This is a genomic window from Sphingomonas sp. CFBP 13714 (assembly GCF_014842205.1).
GTDB lineage: Bacteria > Pseudomonadota > Alphaproteobacteria > Sphingomonadales > Sphingomonadaceae > Sphingomonas > Sphingomonas aerolata.
The window spans coordinates 130,915-154,571 of sequence record NZ_JACYVG010000002.1 but is presented as its reverse complement, the minus strand read 5'-3'; the positions used below and the strand labels follow the sequence as shown (position 1 = coordinate 154,571).

The 23,657-nt window shown below is 65.9% G+C and carries 21 protein-coding genes; 14 read left to right on the top strand and 7 right to left on the bottom strand.

The features are described 5' to 3' along the window. The first annotated feature begins 39 nt into the window (after positions 1-39). From IFT54_RS05025 to IFT54_RS05015, 3 genes are read left to right on the top strand one after another with little or no spacing between them, the layout of a single operon-like run. The gene (locus tag IFT54_RS05025; RefSeq protein WP_192069829.1) at positions 40-2,559 is read left to right on the top strand and encodes a penicillin-binding protein 1A; all 2,520 of its coding nucleotides are present in this window, start codon (positions 40-42) and stop codon (positions 2,557-2,559) included. A gap of 57 nt (positions 2,560-2,616) precedes the next feature. Further along, on the top strand, positions 2,617-3,744 hold the full coding sequence (gene prfB / locus IFT54_RS05020; protein WP_031394840.1) for a peptide chain release factor 2: 1,128 nt from the start codon (positions 2,617-2,619) through the stop codon (positions 3,742-3,744). 2 nt (positions 3,745-3,746) lie between these two features. Further along, on the top strand, positions 3,747-4,466 hold the full coding sequence (locus tag IFT54_RS05015; RefSeq protein ID WP_192069828.1) for a class I SAM-dependent methyltransferase: 720 nt from the start codon (positions 3,747-3,749) through the stop codon (positions 4,464-4,466). A gap of 34 nt (positions 4,467-4,500) precedes the next feature. Here IFT54_RS05015 and IFT54_RS05010 read toward each other — a convergent pair whose 3' ends face one another. Continuing rightward, positions 4,501-4,893: a JAB domain-containing protein gene (locus tag IFT54_RS05010; RefSeq protein WP_192069827.1), complete on the bottom strand. Its 393-nt coding sequence runs from the start codon at positions 4,891-4,893 to the stop codon at positions 4,501-4,503. 85 nt (positions 4,894-4,978) lie between these two features. Between IFT54_RS05010 and IFT54_RS05005 the strand changes: the two genes are divergently transcribed. From IFT54_RS05005 to IFT54_RS04975, 7 genes are all read left to right on the top strand, one after another. Next, entirely contained in the window at positions 4,979-5,773 is a 795-nt protein-coding gene (locus IFT54_RS05005; RefSeq protein ID WP_192069826.1) for a thymidylate synthase, read from the top strand. Positions 5,774-5,860: 87 nt separating this feature from the next. After that, entirely contained in the window at positions 5,861-6,379 is a 519-nt protein-coding gene (locus IFT54_RS05000) for a hemerythrin domain-containing protein (protein WP_031395906.1), read from the top strand. A 166-nt stretch (positions 6,380-6,545) separates the two neighbouring features. Then, positions 6,546-7,010, top strand: coding sequence for a dihydrofolate reductase (locus tag IFT54_RS04995; protein ID WP_037530279.1), 465 nt, complete (start codon positions 6,546-6,548; stop codon positions 7,008-7,010). A 127-nt stretch (positions 7,011-7,137) separates the two neighbouring features. Further along, positions 7,138-8,061, top strand: coding sequence for a bifunctional riboflavin kinase/FAD synthetase (locus IFT54_RS04990; RefSeq protein WP_192069825.1), 924 nt, complete (start codon positions 7,138-7,140; stop codon positions 8,059-8,061). 73 nt (positions 8,062-8,134) lie between these two features. Continuing rightward, entirely contained in the window at positions 8,135-11,035 is a 2,901-nt protein-coding gene (gene ileS, locus IFT54_RS04985) for an isoleucine--tRNA ligase (RefSeq protein WP_192069824.1), read from the top strand. Beyond that, complete coding sequence (gene lspA, locus IFT54_RS04980; RefSeq protein WP_031395901.1) at positions 11,028-11,531, top strand: signal peptidase II; 504 nt, start codon at positions 11,028-11,030, stop codon at positions 11,529-11,531. Before ileS ends, lspA begins: the two co-directional genes overlap by 8 nt. Then, positions 11,524-11,937, top strand: a complete 414-nt coding sequence (locus IFT54_RS04975) for a DUF3035 domain-containing protein (protein ID WP_031440002.1) — start codon at positions 11,524-11,526, stop codon at positions 11,935-11,937. The genes lspA and IFT54_RS04975 overlap by 8 nt, the downstream gene beginning before the upstream one ends. A 216-nt stretch (positions 11,938-12,153) precedes the next feature. Here IFT54_RS04975 and IFT54_RS04970 read toward each other — a convergent pair whose 3' ends face one another. The 6 genes from IFT54_RS04970 to phaR all read right to left on the bottom strand — a co-directional run bounded on the left by IFT54_RS04970 (position 12,154) and on the right by phaR (position 16,833). Next, on the bottom strand, positions 12,154-13,002 hold the full coding sequence (locus tag IFT54_RS04970) for a TorF family putative porin (RefSeq protein WP_031395899.1): 849 nt from the start codon (positions 13,000-13,002) through the stop codon (positions 12,154-12,156). A gap of 222 nt (positions 13,003-13,224) precedes the next feature. Then, positions 13,225-13,878, bottom strand: a complete 654-nt coding sequence (gene bluB / locus IFT54_RS04965; RefSeq protein ID WP_192069823.1) for a 5,6-dimethylbenzimidazole synthase — start codon at positions 13,876-13,878, stop codon at positions 13,225-13,227. A gap of 42 nt (positions 13,879-13,920) precedes the next feature. Further along, a complete protein-coding gene (metC, locus tag IFT54_RS04960) occupies positions 13,921-15,132 on the bottom strand; it encodes a cystathionine beta-lyase (RefSeq protein ID WP_192069822.1) in 1,212 nt (403 codons plus the stop codon). Continuing rightward, entirely contained in the window at positions 15,129-15,989 is an 861-nt protein-coding gene (locus IFT54_RS04955) for a sulfurtransferase (RefSeq protein WP_037530273.1), read from the bottom strand. Before IFT54_RS04955 ends, metC begins: the two co-directional genes overlap by 4 nt. Before the next feature lie 84 nt (positions 15,990-16,073). Next, a complete protein-coding gene (locus IFT54_RS04950) occupies positions 16,074-16,259 on the bottom strand; it encodes a hypothetical protein (protein ID WP_107932107.1) in 186 nt (61 codons plus the stop codon). Position 16,260: 1 nt separating this feature from the next. Continuing rightward, positions 16,261-16,833, bottom strand: coding sequence for a polyhydroxyalkanoate synthesis repressor PhaR (gene phaR / locus IFT54_RS04945; protein ID WP_192069821.1), 573 nt, complete (start codon positions 16,831-16,833; stop codon positions 16,261-16,263). A gap of 90 nt (positions 16,834-16,923) precedes the next feature. Here phaR and IFT54_RS04940 point away from each other — a divergent pair, with 90 nt between their 5' ends. The 4 genes from IFT54_RS04940 to IFT54_RS04925 all read left to right on the top strand — a co-directional run bounded on the left by IFT54_RS04940 (position 16,924) and on the right by IFT54_RS04925 (position 23,654). After that, positions 16,924-17,919, top strand: coding sequence for an alpha/beta fold hydrolase (locus tag IFT54_RS04940; protein ID WP_192069820.1), 996 nt, complete (start codon positions 16,924-16,926; stop codon positions 17,917-17,919). 32 nt (positions 17,920-17,951) lie between these two features. Further along, complete coding sequence (locus IFT54_RS04935; protein ID WP_192069819.1) at positions 17,952-19,139, top strand: acetyl-CoA C-acetyltransferase; 1,188 nt, start codon at positions 17,952-17,954, stop codon at positions 19,137-19,139. Positions 19,140-19,341: 202 nt separating this feature from the next. Further along, complete coding sequence (locus IFT54_RS04930) at positions 19,342-22,599, top strand: TonB-dependent receptor domain-containing protein (RefSeq protein WP_342354763.1); 3,258 nt, start codon at positions 19,342-19,344, stop codon at positions 22,597-22,599. Between the two features lie 74 nt (positions 22,600-22,673). Next, the gene (locus IFT54_RS04925; RefSeq protein ID WP_166746855.1) at positions 22,674-23,654 is read left to right on the top strand and encodes a 2OG-Fe(II) oxygenase; all 981 of its coding nucleotides are present in this window, start codon (positions 22,674-22,676) and stop codon (positions 23,652-23,654) included. Positions 23,655-23,657 lie beyond the last annotated feature (3 nt).

Sequence of the window (23,657 nt, the reverse complement as noted above, 5' to 3'; positions counted from 1 at the left end):
GGCAAGGACGCGCGAACCTGCTAGACGCGGGGCACGAATATGGCGTCCGATCCTTCCCCAAACTCTTCGACGGCGACCCGCCGGACCACCGACAGGCTGCGCGGCAGTGTCGCGCGCGTCTGGGCGAGCCGCTGGACCAAGGCGGCGCTCGCGTTGTTCGGCCTCGGGCTGATCGCACTGTTCGGCTTCTGGCTGATCGTCGTCCGCGACCTTCCCTCGGTCGATACGCTGCGCACCTACGAACCGCCCTTGCCGACCAATGTGCGCGGCATCGATGGCGCGCCGATCCACAGCTATGCGCGCGAACGTCGCGTCGAGCTCAGCTTCGCCGAATATCCGCCGATGCTGATCAATGCGTTCCTGGCGGCGGAAGATAAGTCGTTCTTCGAGCATCACGGCGTCGACTTTCCGGGACTTGCCGGCGCGGTCTTTGACTATGTCTCGAAGATCGGCAGCGGCCGACGCGCCCGCGGCGGATCGACGATCACGCAGCAGGTCGCCAAGAACCTTCTGATCGGCAACGAATATTCGCCGACGCGCAAGCTGCGCGAAGCGGTGCTGGCGTATAAGATCGAGGATACGCTGACCAAGCCTCAGATCCTCGAACTCTATCTGAACCAGATCGCGCTTGGCCGGAACGCGTTCGGCGTCGAAGCCGCCAGCCACGCCTATTTCGACAAGGACCTCGACCAGCTCGATCTCGCACAGATCGCCTATCTCGCGATCCTGCCCAAGGGTCCGTCGAATTACGATCCGGTGCGCTATCACGACCGCGCAATGACGCGGCGTAACTATGTGCTCGACCGGATGCTCGAGAACGGGTTCATCACCCGCGCGCAGTTCGATGCGGCGAACGCCGAACCGCTCGGCGTCGTGCTGCGACGCACGCCGCGGTTTGAAAGCGTCGGCGGCTATTTCGTCGAGGAAGTCCGTCGCCAGCTTATGGCCAAGTTTGGCGAAAGCGCGAAGGATGGCCCTTACAGCGTCTATTCGGGCGGCCTCTGGGTGCGGACCTCGTTCGACACGCGGTTGCAGGATCTGGCGCAGCAGGCCTTGCGTGATGGCCTGGTCCGCTTCGACAGCGGGCGCGGCTGGAACGGGCCGATCCGCCATGTCGCGATCGAGGACGACAACTGGCTCCAGCCGTTGCTCAACAGCAACATCGCGCTCGATTACCGCAACTGGGTGGCGGCGATCGTGACCGGCAAGGACGGCAATAGCTGGAACCTCGGCTTCCGCACCGGCAAGACCGGCACGCTGCCGCGCTATGCCGCGCAGATGGCGGTGCGCGGCAAGGGCGGCAATGCGTTCGGGGCGATCAAGACCGGCGACATCATCGCGGTTGCGCCCGAAGGCGGCGAGTTCGCGCTCCGGGCGATCCCCAAGGTTTCGGGTGCGTTCGTCGTTGAGGAGCCTGCCAGCGGCCGCGTCCTTGCGATGCAGGGCGGCTTCGACGACCGGTTGCAGGCGTTCAACCGCGCGACCCAGGCGATGCGCCAGCCCGGATCGACGATCAAACCGATCGTCTATTCCGCCGCGCTCGACAACGGCATGACGCCCGCCTCGATCATCGTCGACGGGCCGTTCTGTGTCTATCAGGGCGCACGACTGGGGCAGAAATGCTTCCGCAACTTCGGCAATTCGGGCGGCGCCGGGCCGCACACGATGCGCTGGGGCATCGAACAGTCGCGCAACCTGATGACGGTCCGCGCCGCCGCGCAGACCGGCATGCCCAAGGTCGTTGCCACCATCAAGAAGATGGGCGTCGGCGATTACGCGCCCTATCTCTCCTTCGCGCTGGGTGCTGGCGAGACCACCGTGGGGCGGATGGTCAACGCGTATTCGATCCTCGCCAACAACGGCAAAGGCGGGCCGCCGTCGCTGATCGACTTCGTCCAGGATCGGCACGGCAAGGTAATCTGGCCCGAGAACTGGCGCGCCTGCGACCGGTGCAACGCCCCCGACTGGGACGGCAAGTCGATGCCGCGTCCGGTCGCGCGCCAGCGCCAGGTGCTCGACGCGATGACCGCCTATCAGATGGTCCACATCACCGAAGGCGTGGTGCAGCGCGGCACCGCCGTGACGCTGCGTGATCTCGATCGGCCGATGTTCGGCAAGACGGGCACGAACAATGGCCCGACCGACGTCTGGTTCATCGGCGGAACCCCGCAATATGTCGGCGGGCTGTATATCGGCTTCGATACGCCGCGGAACCTTGGCAGCGCAGCGCAGGGCGGCACGCTGGCGGCGCCGATCTTCAAACAGTTCGCGGTCAAGGCCTATGCCGATCTGCCCAAGCTGCCATTCCGCGCACCCGCGGGCATCCGGATGGTCCGGATCGACCGGGGGAGCGGCCGTCCGGTCTATGGGACATGGCCGAACACCGATGATCCCAAGCCGGGCGTCATCTGGGAAGCGTTCAAGCCCGAAAGCGAACCGCGGCGTGCCGCGCGCCGTGCGGGCCCCGCCCCCACCACCACCACCGCGCCGACCGCCGCCGCCAAGGCAGAGGCTCCGCGCGACAGCGATTTCTTGCAAAGACAGGGCGGAATCTACTAGCCGTCCCCATATTCCGGGGCTGGCTGTTCATGCCGACCCCAACACTGGAGAATACCCATGCGCGCCGAAGCGCAGGCTCACGTTGACACCATCAAGGACGCGCTGGCGCTGTTGCGCCGTTTTCTCGACTGGGACCGCGCACTGCGTCGTCTCGACGAGCTGAACGCGCGCGTCGAGGATCAGGCGCTCTGGTCGGACCCCAAGGCTGCGCAGGAGGTGATGCGCGAGCGTCGTCGTCTCGACGAGGCGATCAGTGCGACGCGCGCGATCGAGAGCGAGCTCAGCGACACATCCGAGCTGATCGAAATGGCCGAGGCCGAGGGCGACACCGCGATGGAAGCGGACGGCGTCGCCGCGCTCGCCGAACTCGCCGCCCGCGCGGACAAGGACAAGATCAAGGCGCTGCTCGCGGGCGAGGCCGATGCCAACGACACCTATATCGAGGTCAATGCCGGTGCCGGCGGGACCGAGAGTCAGGACTGGGCGGGCATGCTCAGCCGGATGTATTCGCGCTGGGGCGAACGCCACGGGCTGAAGGTCGAGCTGGTCGACCAGCATTCGGGCGAGCAGGCGGGGATCAAGTCCGCGACGCTGCTGCTGAAGGGCGAGAACGCCTATGGCTATGCCAAGACCGAGAGCGGCGTTCACCGGCTGGTGCGGATCAGCCCGTATGATTCCGCGGCGCGTCGTCACACGTCGTTCGCCAGCGTCTGGGTCTATCCGGTCGTCGATGACAATATCGAGGTCGAGTATAACGAGAGCGACCTGCGTATCGATACGTATCGCGCATCGGGCGCAGGCGGCCAGCACATCAACACGACCGACTCGGCCGTGCGCATCACGCACGTCCCGACCGGCATCGTCGTGCAGTGTCAGAACCAGCGATCGCAGCACAAGAACAAGGCCGAGGCCTATAATCAGCTCCGCGCGCGGCTCTATGAACGCGAGCTCGCGATCCGCGAGCAGGCGGCCAATGCGGAGAATGCGTCGAAGACCGATATCGGCTGGGGCCACCAGATCCGGTCCTATGTGCTGCAGCCGTACCAGATGGTGAAGGACCTGCGGACCGGCGTGGTCTCGACCAGTCCGTCGGACGTGCTCGACGGCGATCTCGAGGCGTTCATGGCCGCCGCGCTGTCGCAGCGTGTGACCGGCGAGGCGGTCGAGGTGGAGGACGTCGATTGAAGATGACGCGCGTCCTGGCCCTGCTGCTGTCCCCGATCTGGCTGCTAGCGGCATGCGATGGCAGCAAACCGCTGATCCAGCGTGAACCCAAGGATGCGGGCCCCTTCCCCGCCGCTGACCGACCGGTCGCGTCGATCGTCTCCGCGCGCTGGTCGAACGAGGAAGCGCGCGACCGGTTGAACGAAGCGGGCGAGGTCATGACCAAGGCGGATATCCGCAAGGGCATGACGGTCGCCGATATTGGCGCAGGCGAGGGCTATTACACGATCCGCGCCGCCGCCCGCGTCGGCAAGGACGGTCGCGTTCTCGCCGAGGACATCGTCGCGAGCGTGCGCGACCAGCTGGCGGAGCGCGTCGCGCGCGAGGACCTCGCCAATGTCAGCGTGCGACTCGGCGAACCCAATGATCCGAAGCTGCCCCCGGCGAGTTTCGACCGCGTGCTGATGGTGCACATGTACCATGAGATCGAGCAGCCCTATGAATTCCTGTGGCGGCTTCGCCCTTCGCTGAAACCCGACGGACTGGTCGTCGTCGTCGATGCCGATCGCGAGACGCGCAACCACGGCACGCCGCCCGCACTGCTCAAATGCGAGTTCGCGGCGGTCGGCTATACGCAGGTCGACAGGGACGAGATGCCGTCGGCAGGCGGCTATATGGCCATGTTCCGCGCGACTGGCCCGCGCCCCGCGCCCGAGGCAATCCGCGCCTGCCGGACGAAATAGCGCCACCGGGTGGAGCAGGTGTTGCTCCGGACCGTCAGACCACCCCCATCGCGCGCAGGCTCGCCACCCGCTCGCCAGCGATCACCACGTGATCGAACAGCACGACCTCCACGGTCCGCAACCCGGCCGCCAGCGCACGGGTAAACGCCACGTCGCGGGTACTCGGGGTCACGTCCCCGCTCGGATGATTGTGCGCGATCACCACCCCCTGCGCCGCGAACGCCAGCGCATCGGCAGCGATACTGCGCACCGCGATCCGCACCTGATCGCGCCCGCCCGCCACATGCCGCATGCCCAAAAGCCTCCGATTCGGATCAAGATAGGCGACCGCCACCGCCTCAGTCGGTGCATGCCCGAGTCTTGCGAACAGCGCGCACGCCGCTGCAAGGTCGGCAATGATCGGAGCGGAGGCGGGCGACGCGGGCACCGCCTCGACTGCCGCATCGTCGCCCCGGTCGCATCCACAACTGCATCCGCTTGAGCGATCCGCCCCGCACCGCTAGGCCGTCGCGATGCGCCAATATCTAGACCTCATGGACCGCGTGCTCTCGACCGGAGCCGAGACGATGGACCGCACCGGCACGGGCACGCTCAGCGTCTTCGGCGCGCAGATGCGCTTCGATCTCGCACAGGGCTTTCCCGTGCTGACGACAAAGAAGCTTCACCTGCGCTCGATCATCGTCGAACTCCTGTGGTTCCTGCGCGGCGACACCAATGTCCGCTGGCTGCAGGACCGCAAGGTCGCGATCTGGGACGAATGGGCGGACGAGAGCGGCGATCTCGGCCCCGTCTATGGCAAGCAATGGCGCGACTGGGTGGCCGGCGACGGTCGCCATATCGACCAGATCGCCGAGCTGGTCGACCAGATCAAGACCAACCCTGCCTCGCGCCGCCAGATCGTCTGCGCGTGGAACCCGGGCGATCTGCACGCCATGGCGCTGGCCCCCTGCCACTGCCTGTTCCAGACGCATGTCGCCAACGGCAAGCTCTCGCTCCAGCTCTACCAGCGCTCGGGCGACATCTTCCTTGGAGTCCCGTTCAACATCGCCAGCTACGCGCTGCTGACGCATATGCTCGCGCAGCAATGCGGACTCGAGGTCGGTGAGTTCATCTGGACCGGCGGCGACTGCCATCTCTATTCGAACCATCTCGAGCAGGCACGACTGCAACTCGGCCGCACCCCCGGCCCGCTCCCGCGGCTCGAGATCGCGCGCACGCCGGACTCGATCGACGCATATGAGTATGAGGATTTCGTACTCCACGATTACGTCGCGCAGCCGCACATCAAGGCACCCGTCGCGGTCTAGGCCCGCCGCCCAAACAGAGAGCGAATCGCAATAGGAACCCGCGACGGCGCGCGCGGTTGACCGTCCGAACCCATTCGGAAGGCCATCATGGACATCACCCAGCTCATCCTCGACGAACATGCTCAGCAGCGCGCGCTGTTCGCCCAGATCGACAGCATCGACGCCAAGGACACCGAGGCGCTGTCGGCACTGTGGACCCGCCTCAAGAACCTGCTCGACGCGCATGCCGAGGCGGAGGAACGCTTCTTCTACCCGCGGCTGATGAAGATCGGCACCGGCGGCAACGACGCCGACTCGGCCGCCGAGGAGACCGAGGACGCGATCGAGGATCACAACGACATCCGCGAAACCGGCGAAGCGGTCGACAAGCACCCGGTCGGCTCGGACGCGTGGTTCGAGGCGGTCGGCGAATGCAACAAGGCGAACAGCGACCACCTCGCCGAGGAAGAGCGCCAGGGCCTGACCGACTTCCGCAAGCATGCGACGCTGGAAGAGCGGCACGAGCTGGGCGTCCGGTTCGCGGCGTTCGAGGCGAACCACCTGAACGGCGTGAAGGTCGTCGAGAAGGATCCCGAGGCGTACGTCAAGGAACACGCCCCGAACTGATTCCCCCGCTTCTTACCACCCCGGCGAAAGCCGGGGTCCAGGTGGAAAGGTGGTCGTAACGGAGCGCCGTCTTTCACCACCGACGTCCCCCAACTGGGCCCCGGCCTTCGCCGCGGTGGTGATACAGGCATAGCCCCCCGCCCCCATATCCGCCATGATGCGCCGCATGATCACCTTCTACCTTGCCCGCGCTAGCAACGGCGTCATCGGCCGCGACGGCCAGCTCCCCTGGCGCCTCCCTGCCGATCTCAAGCGCTTCAAGGCGCTGACGATGGGCAAGCCGATGGTGATGGGCCGGAAGACGTTCGAGAGCTTCCCGAGCCCCCTCCCCGGCCGCCGCCACATCGTCCTCACCCGCGGCCACTGGCATGCCGACGGCGCGGAAGTGGCACATTCGATCGACGAGGCGCTCGCGATGGCCGGCGACGACGTCGCGGTGATCGGCGGCGCGCAGATCTATGCGCAGCTGCTCCCCCATGCCGACCGGATCGAGCTCACCGAAGTCCATGACGAACCCGAAGGCGACGCCTTCGTCCCCGCGTTTGACGGCTGGCACGAGATCGCCCGCGAAGACCACCCGGGCGAAAAGCAGCGCCCACCCTACAGCTTCGTCACCCTCACCCGCCGGTAAAGACTGTTCTCCGGCGACGGCGGGAGCTCGGACTGGACTCCCGCCTTCGCGAGACAACAAGGAGGCGCGGGAGACAACGACACGGAAGGACTATCGTCATCCGCGGCGTCTGGGTACTGACCCGTGCATGCAACGGCTCGACGGTGGCGCATCCATCCCTTCGCATCTGGCGGACGGGATCGTGGCGCTGGGTAATTTCGACGGATTCCATCTCGGTCACCAGGCGGTGGTCGCGCGCGCGATCGCGTGGGCCAAGGCGGAGGGTCGCCCCGCGCTGGTGGCGACGTTCGATCCGCATCCGGTCCGCCATTTCCGCCCCGATACGCCCGCCTTCCGCCTCACGACGCTCGACCAGCGCGAACGGCTGTTCGCAGACGCTGGCGCCGATGCGATGGTGGTGTTCCATTTCGACGGCGATCTCGCCGCGCTGACCGCCGAGCAGTTCGTCGCCGACCGGCTCGAACGCAATCTGCGGATCGGCGGCGTGGTGACGGGCGAGGACTTCACCTTCGGCCATGCCAAGAGCGGCACGGTCCACACGCTCGCCGCGCGCGGCCCGGTCCACGGCTTCCGGGCGGAAACCGTCGGCGCGGTCGCGCTGGATGGCGAGACGGTGTCCTCGACCCGGATCCGCGAGGCGCTGCGTGCCGGCGACATGGCGACCGCAACTCGGCTGCTGACGCGTCCGTTCGCGATCGAGGGCGTGGTGCAGCATGGCGACAAGCTTGGCCGCACGATCGGCTATCCGACCGCCAATCTCGACATGGGCAACTATCTGCGCCCCGCCTACGGGATCTACGCGGTGACCGGCCGGCTGGAGAACGGCCGCGTGCTCAAGGGCGCGGCGAACCTCGGCATCCGCCCGAGCTTCGATCCGCCGAAGGAACTGCTTGAGCCACATTTCTTCGATTTTGCCGAGAACCTGTACGGGCAGACGATCGAGGTCGCGCTGATCGACTATCTGCGCCCCGAGGCGAAGTTCGACAGCCTCGACGCGCTGATCGCGCAGATGGACATCGACTGCGACCGCGCACGCACCATTCTAGGCTGATTGCCGCGGCGCCGTTGCGTATGGGAGGGGGGATGGCAACGGGCTCCCGGCTCGGCTACAGCCCGGCCCACTTATGACCGATACTCCTGCGCCCGCCCGCGATTACCGCGACACCGTCTTCCTGCCGAAGACCGACTTCCCAATGAAGGCCGGTCTCGCCGCCAAGGAGCCGGCGATCCTCGAGCGCTGGGCAAAGCTCGGCATCTACGACCGGCTGCGCGAACAGCGGCTCGGGCGCGAGCGGTTCATCCTGCACGACGGCCCCCCGTACGCGAACGGCGACATCCACATGGGCCATGCGATGAACAAGGTCCTGAAGGATATCATCGTCCGCTCGCAATCGCTGATGGGCAAGGACGCGCCCTACGTCCCCGGCTGGGACTGTCACGGCCTGCCGATCGAGTGGAAGGTCGAGGAAGCGTATCGCGCGAAGAAGCTGAACAAGGACGACGTCCCCGTCGACCAGTTCCGCGCCGAATGCCGCGCTTATGCCGAAAAATGGGTCGCCGTGCAGAAGGGCGAGTTCGAGCGGCTCGGCGTGATGGGCGACTGGGCCGATCCGTACCTCACGATGAAGTACGACGCCGAGGCGACGATCGTCGGCGAACTGCTCAAATTCGCCGAGAGTGGCCAGCTGTACCGCGGTGCGAAGCCCGTGATGTGGTCGCCGGTCGAAAAGACCGCGCTCGCCGAGGCCGAGGTCGAATATGAGGACATCGTCTCGACGCAGATCGACGTTGCCTTCGAGATCGTCGACGCGCCGAACGCGCCCGAACTGGTCGGTGCGCATGCGGTGATCTGGACGACGACGCCGTGGACGATCCCGGTGAACCAGGCGCTGAGCTATGGGCCTGAGATCGAGTATGTGCTGCTGGCGGACGGCGATCGCCGGTTCCTGATCGCAGACGCGCTCGTCGGCAGTTTCAATGCCCGTACCCTCTCCTCCTGTGATCCCAGCGAAAGCCGGGATGACGGAGCAGAAGGCGCGATCGTGTGGCGCGGCAAAGGCTCGGATCTCGAAGGCGCGACCGCACGCCACCCTATGCACGCACTCGGCGGCTTCTTCGCAAAACCCCGCCCGTTCCTCCCCGGCGGCTTCGTCACCACCGACGCGGGCACCGGGCTCGTCCACATGTCGCCGGATCACGGCGAGGACGATTTCGAGCTCTGCAAGCAGTACGGCATCGACCCCGTCTTCGCGGTCGACGGTGCGGGCATGTACCGCGCCGACTGGGCCTGGCTCGGCGGGCAAGGGTCCGTCATCAACAAGAAGTTCGTGGCCGCCGACGGCCCGATCTGCACCGATCTGCGCGCGACCGGTGCGCTGCTCGCGGCGAGCGACGACTTCAAGCACAGCTACCCGCATTCGTGGCGTTCCAAGGCCAAGGTGATCTTCCGCGCTACGCCGCAATGGTTCATCCCGATGGATGCGGCGACGTCGGTCGGCACCCAAGGTGCTTCGACTTCGCTCAGCACGAACGGGGTTGGGAATGCGGCAGCCCCGCCGTTCGCCCTGAGCGAAGTCGAAGGGCCTGGGTCGAGCAACGGCGCAACCCTCCGCGAAATCGCGCTCGACGCGATCGCCGCGACCACCTGGATCCCCGCGCGCTCGGAAAACCGGATCACGTCGATGGTGCAGGGCCGCCCCGACTGGGTCATCTCGCGCCAGCGCGCCTGGGGCGTGCCGATCGCGCTGTTCGTCAACCGCGCCACCGGCCAGTATCTGAGCGACCCCGCCGTCAACGCGCGCATCGTCGAAGCCTTCCGCCAGAACGGCGCGGATGCGTGGTACGCCGACGGCCACCAGGCGCTGCTCGGCCCCGACTATGCGCTCGCCGACTATGAGGTGGTTAAGGACATCCTCGACGTCTGGTTCGATTCGGGCTGCACCCACGTCTTCACGGTCGAAGCGCGCTACGGGGAAGGCACACGCGCCAACCTGTACCTCGAAGGGTCGGACCAGCATCGCGGCTGGTTCCAGTCGAGCTTGCTCGAAAGCTGCGGCACGCGCGGTCGCGCACCCTATGACGCGGTCCTCACCCACGGCTTCGCGCTCGACGGCCAGGGGCGCAAGATGTCGAAGTCGCTCGGCAACGTCGTCGATCCTCTGAAGATCATCGGCGAGAGCGGCGCGGACATCCTGCGCATGTGGGTCGCCTCGACCGATTATTTCGACGACGTGAAGATCGGCAAGGAGGTGCTCGCCACCGCGTCGGATTCCTACCGCAAGTTGCGCAACACGTTCCGCTACATGCTCGGCGCGCTTGAGGGTTTCGACGAGTCCGAGCGCGTCGCGGTGTCCGACATGCCCGAGCTCGAGCGCTATGTGCTCCACCGTCTCGGCATGATCGACACCGAACTGCGCCAGGCGGCCGAAGGCTATGAGTTCAACCGCTACACGCGGCTGCTGACCGACTTCGCGAACGAGGACCTGTCGGCGTTCTTCTTCGATATCCGCAAGGACTCGCTCTATTGCGACGCGCCCGGCGACGTGAAGCGCCGCGCGTACCGCACCGTCCTCGACGTGCTGTTCCACGCGCTGGTCCGCTACGCCGCGCCGGTGCTGTGCTTCACCGCGGAGGAAGTCTGGCAGTCGCGCTTCCCGAGCGACGACAGTTCGGTCCACTATCTCGAATGGCCGTCGCTGCCGTCGCTCGACGCGGACGACGTGGTCGGCGCCAAGTGGCAGGAGATCCGCGCGCTGCGCGTCGCCGTCACCGAGGCGATCGAGCCGTTGCGCCGCGAGAAGACCGTGCGGTCCAGCCTCGAGGCCGAGATCACCGTCCCATCGATGCTGCTCGACGCCGACGCTCTGGCCGAGGCGTTCATCGTCGCCAAGGTCACGCCGGGCGATGCGGTCACCGTGACGCGCACCGACTTCCACAAATGCGGTCGCTGCTGGCGCCACCTCCCCGAGGTGACGACCGACGGCGAGCTCTGCGACCGGTGCGAAGAGGTGGTGGCGCATGCGTAACCTGCCAAAGGCCGGCTTCGGGGCGGCGATCGCGCTGTTCCTCGCCGACCAGCTCAGCAAATGGGCCGTAACGCGCCCGCTCGGGATCGATTCGCTCGGCGATGCGCAGACGATCACGTCGTTCTTCGACCTGCGCTTCGTGCCAAATATCGGCATTTCGCTCGGGTTGCTGCCCGCCGATGGCCATCTGACGCGCTGGGCGCTGGTGCTGCTGACGGGGGCGATCTCGGTCGGGGTCGCAATCTGGATGACGCGCGAAAAGAACCGGGCAGATCAGATCGCGCTGGGCTTCGTGCTCGGCGGTGCGGTCGGCAATATCCTCGACCGGATCCGGCTCGGTTATGTCGTCGATTTTGCCGACCTGCATATCGGCGAGTGGCGCCCGTTTTTGGTCTTCAATGTCGCGGATGCAGCGATTACTGTCGGCGTGCTCGTCCTGCTTGTCCGGGCGCTGCTCGTGCGCGAGAAGCCCCCTGTGGAGAATTCCCATGCGTAAGTTTGTGCCCCTGGCTGCCGGTCTGGCGAGCGTCGCGTTGCTGTCCGGCTGTGGCGCCGGCAAGAGCCTCGATCGTGCGCGGCCGGACGAGTTCGCCGTCGCCCGCCAGGCCCCGCTGGTCATCCCCCCCGATTTCGCGTTGGTCCCGCCGCAGCCGGGTGCCGCACGGCCGCAGGATACCGCCGCGAACGCCCAGACGCTCGACGCGCTGTTCGGCGGCACCGCTGCGCGCAGCCCTGCCGAAGCCGGCGTGCTGAGCGAAGCTGGCCCCAGCGCCGCCGATCCCGGCATCCGGTCGAGCGCGGGCGATCCCGGCACGACCGTGATCGACAAGGGTTCGACCACGCGCGACATCGTTGCCGCCCCCGAAGGCGACGGCCAGGATGCGCGCGCAACCGCCAACTGAGCGGCTGCCGCAAGACGCGAAAAAGGGCGGCTCCCGCAGGGGGGCCGCCCTTTTTCGTGTTCGGTCGATGGCCACCCCGCCCGCCCCTGTCCCGTGGATACCCCAGCTTCCGCTGGGTGACGAGAGGTAGGCAGGCAGCGGCGGTGCAAAGTGCCGCAACCGCGCGCTCCCGCCATCCCGGCCGAACGCCAGGACGACGTCAGCACTCGCGCTACCTCAGAACGCGGCGGTCAGCGACGCCAGCACCTTTCCGTTGGCGATCGAACCGACGCCGTCCTGCCCTCGGCTGAAGCTCGGCTGGAGATACGCCGACTCCGCCTTGCTGATGTCGGTATCGACATAGGCGACGCCCAGGGTCAGCGGCGTGCCCGGAATCACGTAATCGGCACCCACCAGCCAGTCGAAATATTCGCCGGTCGGCGACACGCTGGTGGCAAATGGCCCGAGCCCCTTGTTGCCGTTCGAATAGCCGACATGCGCCTTCACGGTCAGGCCGGTATCGGGAATGCCGCTGCTGACATCACCCCACAGGTAGAGGTTCGAATCCTTAGCGTTGACGCGGTCATAGACCCCGTTGGCGGCCGAGGTGCCGTTCGAATACCAGGGGCCCAGTGCCTGCTGCTTGGGCGCATAGGCGACGCCCGCGGTCAGCGCGACCGGGCCGGCGGTGCCCGAGAGCTTGGCATAGGGCTCGATGAAGTCGGTATTGTCGAAGCCCGACGGGTACATGTACCACGTCGCGCCGACGTCGAGCGTACCGCCGCCGACGGGAAGCTTGTACCCGGCGATCAGGTCGAGCTCCATATTGGCGCCGCCGAACGTGCCCCAACCGGCGAGGTTCGATCCCCAGGTGCCGATATAGACGCCGCTCTTGTGCGCGATCGTGATGCCGCCCTGGACCGCGAGATTTTCGTCCGACTGCGACACACCGCGAAAGCGATAGTCGCTGACAAGTCCGACCGATCCGCTGACCGTGACGTCCTTGGGTGGCGCCGTATCCTGCGCGAACGCAGGGGGTGCGGCAGCCAGCGCGAGGCCGCCGAAGAGGATAGTGGAGAAGCGCATCGTTTCCCTTTCGAAACTGGAAATTCGATGTCCCCGCCTGCACCCGCGGACGCCGCATCTATCGAGGCATGGCCTCCGAGCACGGTCTTTCCTGCGGTGACAAATGAATGACAGTCGTTGATGCACTGCACAAGCGATTATTGCGCCAGGCGCGGTGTTGACGCCATGGATGTTGCGCACCGGCCACACCGTCTCGGTCGCGACGCTTGGGTGCGCGCCGGCCTATCGACGCAGGATCGGCGTGCGACGCGGCGCTTCCCACCCCTCACGCGCCAATTCAGGCATGTCCGCGTCGCTTTCGGGATAACCGAGGCAGAGATAGCCGACGAACCGCCATCGCTCCGGCACGCCCGCAATGTGCGCGATCCGCGCGGGGTCGAGGATCGAGACCCAGCCGAGCCCGATCCCCTGCGCGCGCGCCGCCAGCCACAATGTGTGGATCGCGATCACGGCGGAATAGGCGACGCTTTCCGGCATGGTCTGACGCCCCAGACCATGACCCTGGCTCGGATCAGGTTCAACGAACACCGCGATGTGGACGGGCGCCTGCTCGAGCCCGGCAAGCTTCAACCGGGCGTAGAGCGCGGCACGCGCCTCGTCTTGCCCGGCCAGCGCGGCGGCATTGCAGGCGGCAAAGTCCACGCGGATCGCGTCGCGTCGCGCGGAGTCGTCGATCGTCACGAACCGCCAGGGCTGGCTGAGCCCCACCGACGGCGCGGCGTCGGCGACCGCGAGCAGCGCGTCGACCGCGGCCGCGGGCAGCGCGTCGCGCCGGAACCGGCGGACGTCACGGCGCCAGCGGAACAGCAGGTCGAGCCTGGCCTGAAACGCCGTATCGAAGACCGGGCCTCCAGCGTCGGGCGGTTCTGTGTGCATGGCCGGCACGCTGTACCCGATCACGTCCGGCGAGCAAGGTCGCTAGCCGCGCACCGCCCGAAAGGCAGCAAGCCCGGCATCGAGATCGGCGATCAGGTCCGCCGGATCCTCGAGCCCGATCTGCAGGCGGATCATCGGCCCGGCGACCTCGCGGCGGGTGACGCTGCGATAGCGGTGCGGATCGACCGGCAGCGCCAGGCTTTCGAACCCGCCCCAGCTATAGCCGATCCCGAACAGCTCGAGCGTGTCGATCAGCGCGGCCCGCGACGCGTCGTCACCGCCATCGAGCACGAACGAGAACAGCCCGCTCGATCCCTTGAAATCACGCATGAACAGGTCGTGCCCCGGGCATCCGGGCAGGGCAGGATGCAGCACCTGCGCCACCTCCGGACGCGCCTCCAGCCACTGCGCGATCGCCAGCGCGCTCGACTGGTGCTGGGCCAGCCGGACGGCCATCGTGCGCAGCCCACGACTACCGAGCCAGCAATCGTCGGGACTGGCGATCTGCCCCAGCTGGAAGCTCGTCTCGCGCAGCGCCTTGAAATGGCCGGGCCCCGCCGTCACCGATCCGAGCATCGCGTCCGAATGGCCGACGACATATTTGGTGCACGCCAGGATCGTCAGATCGACGCCGTGGCCGATCGCCGGAAAGAACAGCGGCGTCGCCCAGGTATTGTCGAGCAGGGTCGTCACGCCGCGCGCGCGCGCGGCCGCGACAATGGCGGGGATATCCTGCACCTCGAAGCTGAGCGAGCCGGGACTCTCCATGAAGATCGCACGGGTCTTTTCGCCGATCAGGTCGGCGATCCCCGCACCGATCAGCGGGTCGTAGAAGCGGGTCGTGATGCCGAACCGCTTGAGCAGGCCGTTCGCCATCCCGCGCGTCGGGTCATAGGCGCTGTCGACCAGCAGCAGTTCGTCGCCCGGCGACAGTACCGAGAGCAAAGCCGCCGCGATCGCCGCGACCCCCGATCCATAGAGAAACGTGCCCTCCGCCCCGGGCTCGAGCGTGGTCAGCGCATCCGCAAGACTCCACTGCGTCGGCGTGCCCTTGCGACCGTAGAACAGCCGGTGATGCGTATCGCGGGTCGCGCTGTCGCGAAGATGGCCAACGGAATCATACAGGATCGTCGACGCCCGCCAGACCGGCGGACTGACGATCGCCCCTTCCCCGACACCACGAGTCCATTCCGCGCGACGTCCGGCGAGCACCACCTTGGTGCCGTCGCCGACCGGCCTTGTCGTTTCGGTCATTGCGTTCCTGTCGCCTTCGCGCCCATTGCCTTCGGAGTCGACGGATCACCGCCCCATTCCGACCAGCTGCCGTCGTACAGCGCGGCTTCGTTGCCAAGGAGGTGCGCGCCGAACGCCAGGACGGCTGCGGTGATTCCCGATCCACAGGTCGTGACGATCGGCCTGGCGAGATCGATGCCCGCGCCCTCGAATGCCGATCGCAGCGCGTCGCCCGTCTTCCACGTGCCGTCCGCGTTGAACAGCGTGGCATAGGGCAGTGATTTGGATCCGGGGATATGCCCCGATGCGGTGCCAGGTCGCGGGTCTGCCTCGGCACCGGTGAACCGGGCGGCGGAGCGTGCATCGACGACCTGCTCGGCGCCGCTCGACAGGTTCGCGGTCATCTGGTCCTTCGTGCGAACAGCCTTGTCGTCGGCCCAGATGGTGAAGTGGCGATGCCGCACCGCTTGCTTGCCCGACTCCGTCTCGCGCCCTTCGGCCTGCCATTTCGCCAGACCGCCGTCGAGGATCGCGACATTGTGCGCACCGAAGGTCCGCAGCATCCACCAGGCGCGCGCCGCCGTGCGCCAGGGCGAGCTGTCGTACAGCACGATGCGGCTGCCATCGCCGAGCCCGAGCGACTGCATCCGGCTGGCGAACTTGGCAGGCGACGGCAGCATGTTGGGCAGGTCGCTGTCGGTGTCGCGAAGCTCGGCGAGGTTCAAGAACACCGCGCCCGGAATATGCGCCGCCGCATAGTCCGCCGCAGCGTCGCGACCCTCGGCATAGGTTGCGTCGACGACCCTGAGATCGCCAGCGCCCGGGACGCTGGTCTCGAGCGCGTTCGCCAACCATTCGGTGCTCACCAGCGTGTCCATGCCCTGCCCTCCTGACGGTTGGCGCGGATAGTAACCGGCGCACGGCCGAAGGTCGAGGCCGCGGCTCGGCCGCCGCTCCGCCAGCTAGGTCTTGAACGCCAGCCCGATCGTTACCGCCAGCCCGATGAGCGAAAGCATCTGGACGGTCGGCCAGTCGACCCAGCCGACCGCGTCGGGATCGCGCCGCCGATGGCGACGGCGGGCGCCCAGACCCGATGCGATCGCGAGCGCCGCAAAGCCGCCGCTCGCCGTCCACAGCAGCGGTGCCATGTCAGCTCCCGAGCTTTTCCACCTTGTCCTGAAGACTGGCGAGTTCGGTGCGCAGGGCAGCGATCTCCTCGTCCTTCGTTGCCGCCGGCCTGGCGGCTGCTGGTGCGGGGGATGCTGCACCCGCAGCATTGCCGGGGGCAAAGGCCTGCGCTGCAACGTCGAACATCGCCAGATTACGCTTCGCAATGTCGGCGAAGGGTGAATGGGCAAACGCCCCTTCGACCGCGGTCTTGAACTGTTCCTGATTGCGGCGGAAGCTGTCCATCGATGCCTCGAGATAGCCGGGCACCATCTTCTGCATCGAATCGCCGTACATCGAGATCAGCTGGCGCAGGAAATTGACCGGCAGCATCGTCTCGCCGCGGCTTTCCTCCTCCATGATAATCTGGGTGAGGACGTTGTGCGTGATATCCTCTTCGGTCTTCGCATCGACGACCTTGAAGTCACGGCCCTCGCGAGTCATCGTCGCGAGATGATCGAGCGTGATGTAGGATGATGTTTCGGTATTATAAAGCCGCCTGTTGGCGTACTTCTTGATGATGACAAGCCCGTCGACCGTGCTTTGCTTCTTCATATGCAGCCCCTCCACGTGACCGGGGCAAACGCTACGCGCTTTGACATTGCGCCGCAACATGGTCCACGGCCGTTGCCGCTGTTCCTCGCCATGTTGCGCAACGAAACCGCAGCATCGCCCGACCGCCGCGCGCGGGCGCTGGCCGGGCTCGACCGCTATCAGGCCGCGCCCCGGGATCTGCCTTTGCCGCCCCGCCCGATCCGCGCGTCGGCCGGCCGGGCGGTCCTGCGCGACTATGGCGGTGGCACTACGGGCAAGCCGGCGGTCATCGTCATACCCTCGCTGATCAACCCCGCAGCGATCCTCGATCTTTCCGCGGACACGTCGCTGATGCGGTGGCTGGCCACGCGGGAATACCGTGCCTACCTGCTCGACTGGGGATCGCCGGGGCCCGACGATCGGGACCTCGACCTCGACGCGCATGTCGCGCGCATCCTCCTGCCCCTGCTGCAAGGATTTGCCAAACCGCCGATCCTGGTGGGCTATTGCCTGGGCGGCACCCTCGCCGTCGCCGCTGCCGCCTTGACGCGGGTGGCGGGGCTGGCGACGATCGCCGCACCCTGGCATTTCGCCGGCTATGGCGAGATCGCGCGCGCGGAGATGGCGCGACTTTGGCGCGCCGCTGCTCCGTTCGCGCGCCAGACGGGGCTGTTGCCGATGGAAGTGCTGCAAAGCGGGTTCTGGCAGCTCGCGCCCGCGCAGACGATCGCGAAATACGAGACGTTCGCCGACCGCGATCCGACCAGCCCCGGCGCGCGCGCGTTCGTCAGACTGGAGGACTGGGCGAATGCGGGTGCGCCGCTCCCCGCCGCTGCCGCCGCCGCGCTGTTCGGGGACATGATCGCCCGGGACCTTCCTGGGCGTGGTCTCTGGCGGATTGCCGGTCGCCCGATCGCCCCGCGGGCATTGTCCTGCCCCGCGGTCGAATTCGTCGCGCGCAACGACCGGATCGTGCCCGCCGCCACCGCGATCGGGCTCGCGGACCGGCGCGACGTCGATGCCGGCCATGTCGGCATGATCGTCGGCAGCCGTGCCCGCGCCCAGCTGTGGGAGCCGCTCGCGAACTGGATAGATTCGCTCGGCTAGCGTATTGCATCCGCAAAACGAGAGGACCCGTCATGACCGCCACCCACCCCAGCGACATTGTCATCACCGCCGCCAAGCGTACGCCGGTCGGCAGCTTCCTCGGCGCCTTCGCCACCGTCCCCGCGCATGAGCTCGGCCGCACTGCGATCGAGGCGGCGCTCGCGCAGGCGGGTGTCGACGGCGCCGATGTCTCCGAAGTGATCCTCGGCCAGGTGCTGACCGCGGCGCAGGGGCAGAACCCTGCGCGTCAGGCGTCGATGGCGGCGGGCGTTCCCAAGGAAGTCCCCGCCTGGGGCGTCAACCAGGTCTGCGGCTCGGGGCTGCGTGCGGTCGCGCTGGCGTGTCAGGCGATCCAGACCGGCGATGCGACGATCGTCGTCGCGGGCGGACAGGAATCCATGTCGCTGTCCGCGCATGCCCAGTCGATCCGCGGGGGCCAGAAGATGGGCAATCTCAGCCTTGTCGACACGATGGTCAGCGACGGTCTGACCGACGTGTTCAACGGCTATCACATGGGCATCACCGCCGAAAATCTCGCCGAGCAATATCAGGTTACGCGCAGCGAACAGGACGCCTTCTCGGTTGGTTCGCAGAACAAGGCGGAGGCGGCCCGCGGATCGGGCCGGTTCAAGGACGAGATCGCACCGGTGACGATCGCCGGCCGCAAGGGCGACACGATCGTCAGCGACGACGAATATATCCGCGCGGGCGCGACGATCGAGAGCGTGTCGGGCGTGCGGCCGGCGTTCAAGAAGGACGGCACCGTCACCGCGGCGAATGCGAGCGGCCTCAACGACGGCGCCGCCGCGCTGGTGCTGATGCGCCGCGACGAGGCCGAGCGCCGCGGCAGTCCGGTGCTCGCAACCATCCGCAGCTGGGCCTCCGCCGGCGTCGATCCGTCGATCATGGGCATCGGCCCCGTCCCCGCCACGCGCCGCGCGCTGGAGAAGGCCGGCTGGACGATCGCCGATCTCGACCTGATCGAGGCGAACGAGGCGTTTGCCGCCCAGGCGTTGTCGGTCGGCAAGGAGCTCGGCTGGGATGCCGACAAGGTCAACGTCAATGGCGGCGCGATCGCGATCGGCCACCCCATCGGCGCCAGCGGCGCGCGTGTGCTGACGACGCTGATCTACGAGATGGAGAAGCGTGACGCGACGAAGGGCCTTGCCACGCTGTGCATCGGCGGCGGCATGGGGATTGCCATGTGCATCGAAAGGTAGCGTCCGTTACCTATTGTTGCATCCCTGTAACACTTGGCGAACAAAAGGTGGTATTCTGTTCAGGCTAGCGTAACAAACCTTTTGCAAGCCAAATCCCCTCCCGTCAGCTTGACCCTATCACGGCAAATAAGCCGAAACGGGGGATTACAAAATGTTACCACGCCTTCTAAGCGCTACAGCGCTCGTAGGAGCGCTGACGCTTGTGCCGAGCTTCGCGCTCGCCCAAGCCGTTCCGGATGCGAACTCACCGACGGCCAATGCCGACGGCACGACGCCAACCACCACGGCACCGGTCAGCAGCATCCAGAGTGACAATGATACGCCGCCCGAAGAGATTACGGTCACGGGTTCGCGCATCCGTCGGCCGAATCTCGACTCCGCGGTTCCCATCACATCGGTCGCCGGCGATGTGTTTTTCCAGCGTGGCAACACGAACGTGGGCGATACGCTCAACGACTTGCCACAACTTCGCAGCACCTTCTCACAGCAGAATCCGGGCTCGGGCATCGGCATCGCCGGCCTCAGCCTCCTCGATCTTCGCGGCCTTGGTACTTCGCGCACGCTCGTGCTCGTCAATGGGCGTCGCCATGTTTCCGCCGATATTCTCAACAACGCGGTTTCACCCGATGTAAGCTCGATCCCCAACGACTTAATCGAGCGGGTCGACATTGTAACCGGCGCTCAGTCGTCCGTGTACGGCTCAGACGCGATCGCCGGCGTGGTTAACTTTGTCCTGCGCGACAGCTATGACGGTGCGCAGATCCGTGGACAGGCCGGCGTTTCCGAAAAGGGCTTTGGCGGCAATCAATATGTCTCCGCGATGGTCGGCAAGAACTTCGCTGACGGCCGCGGCAACCTGACGCTACACGGCGAATATTCGCATCAGGAGCGCGTCTTCGGGTCGGACATTCCGTCGTTCCGCCGCGTCGACGGCCTGGGCATCGTCGATGTCGACCCCGCCGGCCTGGCGAACGGCAGTGACGGCTTTCCGGACCGAGTCTTCCTTCGCGACATCCGCTCGGCCAGCATCAACCGCTACGGCTTGGTGCCGATCACCCAATTGTCGACAAACCCCGGTTGCGGCACGGGGATCGGTTCGACTAACGGCGCCCCAGGCACAACCGGCGGCACCGCGTATAACTGCACCTATGTCTTCAATCAGGCGGGACGCCTGACGCCGCAAACCGGAACGCGCTATGGCCAGGGCATCATTGGCGGCATTCTTGGTGGCAACGGCCAGACCGGTCGCGAAGACCAGCTTCTGTCGGTGCTGCCCTACCAGCAGCGACTCAACTTCAACCTGCTCGGCCATTTCAAGGTCAGCGATGCGTTCGTCCCGTTTGTGGAAGCAAAATGGAACCGCGTCGACGCACTTGGCTCGAACGCGGGCCCCTCGTTCATCCAGGGAACCTTTACCCAGTATGACGTTCGCGAGCGGGTTCGGCTCGACAATCCCTTCTTGAACCCGGCCGATCGTGCGACGCTTGCCAATGCGATTCTGGCATCGGGCTGCAACACCAGCCTGACTGCCGCCTGCTCGCCGACGACGACCCGCACGACCTTCGGCGGCCAGGGCATCGGCGGTCCGTTAAACGCGGCCGATCGCGCGGCGATCGCTGCTGGTACATATCGTTTCGTTGACTCGCGAGTGCTCGCCGACTCAGGCATCCGAGACGAGAAGTTCCGGCGTGACACCTACCGCATCGTCGGTGGCGTTCGCGGCAATTTCAACGGCGATTGGAACTACGAAATCTCCGGAAACTACGGCAAGTTCAAGGAGGACACGACAACGTTCGGTTATCTCGATCGTCAGCGCTTCCTGCTGTCGCTCGACGCCGGTACCAACCCGACGACCGGCCAGATCCAGTGCCGTGCGCAGTTCGATCCGGCCGCCGCAGTCCCGTTCGCAGGTAGCGACTCGCGTCTCGCCACTGATATCGCGGCGTGTGTCCCGTACAATCCGTTCGGTGGCGCCGACAACACGGCGGCGGCCAACTATTTCCGCTACAATGCCCGCCACAAGGCCAGCCTTTCGCAGCTCGACATCCAGGGTTTCGTTGGTGGCGATCTGAGCCAGTTGTTCGAGCTGCCGGGTGGTCCAATCGGCTTCTCGCTTGGCGGCGAATATCGCAAGGAGCGTGCACGCTACCGGAATGATCCGTTCGTCGAGAGCGGCGCGACCAACGCGGTGATAATCGGCGAATTCGACCCGCCCGCCTTCGAGGTGAAGGAAGCATTCGGCGAAATTCGCATCCCGCTGCTCAAGGAGATGCCGTTTTTTCACGAGCTGACATTCAGCGGGGCTGGTCGCGTGTCTGATTACAAGGGCGCTGTGGGGACGGTCTACACGTATAATTTTGGCGGGGAATGGGCCCCGATACCCGACATCCGCTTCCGCGGTAATTACGGCAAGTCGGTGCGCGCTCCGAACGTTTCGGAGACTGGCTTCCCCGCGGTTCCGAACTTCGCACCAGGTTTTCTCGATCCTTGCGCGTCGGGCAACATCGCCAACAATCCCAACCGCGCGGGCAATTGCCTTGCTGACCTCGGCGCGGGCCTTCTCGCCGGTCTGCCCAACGTTTCCTATTCGCTCAACATCATCAGCGGCAGCAATGCCAACCTAGATGCGGAAACTTCGAAGTCGCTGACCCTGGGTGGGGTATTGACGCCTCGAGCCGTGCCAGGACTGTCGCTGAGTGTCGATTATTACGACATCAAGGTGAACAACGTGATCGTCTCTCTGTCGGCGCAGACGATCGCGAACAACTGCTACGACCAGGCCTCTCTTGAGAATATTTTCTGTTCGCTCTTCACGCGCTTCCGCGGCCCCGGCACGGGATCGTTTGGCGAGCAGCCTGGTCAGATACTGGGGAACTCGCTGGTATCGGCCGGCGTCAACTTCGCCAAGCGTGTGCGCCGCGGTATCGACGTCAACGTGAATTACCGCGCCGAAATCGCCAACAACGTCCGTATCAACTCGAGCGTAATCTACGTACATGGCCTGAAGAGCAGCAACTTCGAGAACCCGGCTATTCCCACGTTCGAGAACCGCCTGCTCGGCGAGCTTGGTGATCCGGTTGACGAAGCCCGCTTCGACACGGATTTGACTGTTGGCGCGGTCAGCTTTGGCTATCGCCTGCGTTATATCGGGCCGATGTGGGTCAATGCCTATGAGGACTTCAATGCGTTGCCCGCGGCTTGCACCTCGGCTGGCTGCCCGCCAAACAACGCCGACTACTCCGATATCCGCAAATACCCGAATGTGTTTTACAACGACGTCCGTTTCACCTGGAACCTGGCGAACGACGGCGGTGTTGGGAGCGACTTCCAGTTCTACTTCGGCGTTGACAATGTGCTGAACAAGCTGCCCCCACTCGGCAGTTCAGGAACCGGGGCGGGGAGTTCCATCTACGACATTCGTGGTCGGAACTTTTACGCGGGTGTTCGCGCCCGGTTCTAGTCTAATTACCAACGAAGCTGACGTGCGATATGGCGGGGGTCGGTGGTTTCCACCGGCCCCTTTTTGGATGATTGATGAACCACGATCCCGTGGCGAGAGCCGAACGCCTACTCCACACGGGCAACATCCGCGAGGCGGTTGCGCTGATGGACCAAGCTGGACGGTCGGGCAGCATCAATGCGATGTTCCAACTGGCAATGTGGAAGCTTACTGGCGCCCCCGTACCCCGCGATCTGCCAGGAGCGCGCGCGCTGCTTCGCCACGCCGCGTCGCTTGGCAATACGGACGCTGCCCTGATCGAGATTGCGCTCACTGCGAACGGCAGCGGCGCCCCGGCGGATTGGTCGCGTGCCTGCGGCTTGCTCGATGATGTTGCTAAAACGGATGCAACCGCCGCCGCGCAGCGGCTCCTGCTCGCAAAAATGGCGCTGACCGCCGACGGCGCTCCGCCTGCACTGCCGCGTACGCAGACGATCGGCAAGCATCCCGACATACGGCATATCGCGAAGTTGTTCACGCGGGAGGAATGCCTCCACATCGCGCAATGCGCGGCCGATATGTTGCAGCCCGCGACCGTGGCCGACCCACGGACAGGCCAAAACATCGCCAATCCTGTCCGGACGTCGGATGGCGCAGTCATCGGACCGACTCGCGAGACGCTCGTCGTCCAGGCTTTGAACCGTCGTCTTGCCGCAGCGACGGGCACCGACTGGCGGCAAGGTGAGGCACTGGCGGTTTTGCGGTACAAATGTGGCCAGCAGTTTCGGCCGCACGTCGATGCATTGCCGACTACATGCAATCAGCGCATCCGGACGGTATTGGTCTATCTCAACGATGGCTTTTCCGGCGGTGCCACCTATTTTGTGAACAATGCGCTCCGGGTGACGCCCAGCGTCGGCGACGCAATCATTTTCGACAATGTCCGGGCGAATGGTTCGATTGATCCTGCGACGCAGCATGCGGGAGAACCGGTCACCGCAGGCGTCAAGTGGCTAGCCACCCGATGGATCCGCGAAAGACCGTTTAGCGTATGGACCGGGCCCGAAAGCGCATGACCG